This window comes from Streptomyces sp. NPDC054863 (genome assembly GCF_053610825.1).
The window spans coordinates 1-1,625 of record NZ_JBSGZD010000549.1 but is presented as its reverse complement, the minus strand read 5'-3'; the positions used below and the strand labels follow the sequence as shown (position 1 = coordinate 1,625).

Here is a 1,625-nt window from a genome sequence, read left to right as displayed (position 1 = left end):
CGCGGGAGTTCGGGGCTCCGGCGTACAACTGGCGTACTGCACACGGGCGTACGGTTACACGAAGAAGCCCTCCGCATCGATGATGCGAAGGGCTTCCTGCTGCTGTACCCCCGACCGGATTCGAACCGGCGCTACCGCCTTGAGAGGGCGGCGTGCTAGGCCGCTACACAACGGGGGCCTCTTTGTTGCTGGTTACTGCGCTGGGCTACCAGGACTCGAACCTAGAATGACGGTACCAGAAACCGTAGTGTTGCCAATTACACCATAGCCCATGGTGGTTTCAACCATTTTGAATTGATTGCTACCAGTACCCCCGACCGGATTCGAACCGGCGCTACCGCCTTGAGAGGGCGGCGTGCTAGGCCGCTACACAACGGGGGCCCTAGCGATCCTCCCACGCGACGTTAGTCGCATGGTGTTTCAGCGATACATCCAGGAGCGACCTGAAGGTGTCGGAAAGATAGGATCTGTACCCCCGACCGGATTCGAACCGGCGCTACCGCCTTGAGAGGGCGGCGTGCTAGGCCGCTACACAACGGGGGCCCTAGCAGAGCTGCATGTACTTCACTTGCGTGACTTCAACAACTCTTGCGAGCTGGGCTACCAGGACTCGAACCTAGAATGACGGTACCAGAAACCGTAGTGTTGCCAATTACACCATAGCCCACCAAAACGCAACCCCCTGATCGGGGGTCTTTGTTCGGCTTGCGCTTCCCGGCCGGACCTTTCGGCCCTCTCGGGCGGCGCAGAAAGAACATTACCCGAAGGTGTCCGGGGCTCCAAAACGGGTATTGCAGCGCAGCAGCTCAGGGACCTGATCGAGTCCGGACACGGAGACCAGATCCGGTCGCCCGCCCTCCCCCGAGCGGTCCAGCCAGATCCCGGACAGCCCGGCGGCCACGGCTCCACGGGCGTCGATGTCCGGCTCGTCCCCGATGTACGCGACCTCCTGCGGAGGGAGTGCAAGGGCGTCGCAGGCGGCGTGGAACGCCTCGGCGGCGGGCTTGGCCACCCCGAGCTCGGCGGCGCACAGCACCGTCTCGAAGCGGTCCCAGAGCCCCAGGGTCTTCAGCTTCCGCTCCTGGTTGAGCATGCTGGAGTTGGAGAGCACCGCGTGCCGGTAGCCGTCGGCCAGGGCGTCCAGGACCGGCACCGTGTCCGGGAAGAGCGTCCAGGCGGCCTCGAAGTGCACCACGTGCCGGGCAAACCAGTCGTCGGCCTCCCCGGCGCTGAGGGGTGCCCCGAGGAAGCCGGTGATGCGGTCCAGCCGCTGCTCCTCGAAGGTGCACTCCCCCGCGGCGAAGCGCCCCCAGTGCAGCTTCGTCAGCTCCCGCCAGCGGTCCAGGGCCTGCTCGGCGGTGTCGTACCCGACGGGCAGGCCCTCGGCCGCGAAGTGGGAGCGCATGCCGGTGATGTCGGCGGAGGCGTAGTCGAAGAGGGTGTCGTCGATGTCCCAGACGACGGCTCGGATCGGCATGGGGCCAGGCTAGGCGCAATACCGCCCCAGGCCGAGGGTGCGCGGGCGGCGGACCGGAACAGGTCCGGTCAGGTCCCGGTCGGGGGCGCCACGGGCCGTGCGTCTCGACGGCGTACGCACGCGAGGAGGCGTACGCACGCGAGGAGGG

At 66.3% G+C, this 1,625-nt stretch carries 1 protein-coding gene and 5 tRNA genes; all 6 read right to left on the bottom strand.

Annotated features, from left to right (window positions below):
- Positions 1-105: 105 nt before the first annotated feature.
- Positions 106-178: transfer RNA gene (locus ACWGIG_RS38815), tRNA-Glu, on the bottom strand.
- Positions 179-200: 22 nt separating this feature from the next.
- Positions 201-272: transfer RNA gene (locus tag ACWGIG_RS38810), tRNA-Gln, on the bottom strand.
- 36 nt (positions 273-308) lie between these two features.
- Positions 309-381, bottom strand: a tRNA-Glu gene (locus ACWGIG_RS38805).
- An 89-nt stretch (positions 382-470) separates the two neighbouring features.
- Positions 471-543, bottom strand: a tRNA-Glu gene (locus ACWGIG_RS38800).
- Positions 544-595: 52 nt separating this feature from the next.
- Positions 596-667, bottom strand: a tRNA-Gln gene (locus ACWGIG_RS38795).
- A gap of 90 nt (positions 668-757) precedes the next feature.
- The gene (locus tag ACWGIG_RS38790) at positions 758-1,477 is read right to left on the bottom strand and encodes an HAD family hydrolase (protein WP_453326429.1); all 720 of its coding nucleotides are present in this window, start codon (positions 1,475-1,477) and stop codon (positions 758-760) included.
- Positions 1,478-1,625: the final 148 nt, after the last annotated feature.

What these genes read in the sequence shown, in the direction of transcription:
- ACWGIG_RS38790 (WP_453326429.1), bottom strand. Translation starts at nt 1,477, where the DNA reads ATGCCGATCCGAGCCGTCGTCTGGGACATCGACGACACCCTCTTCGAC.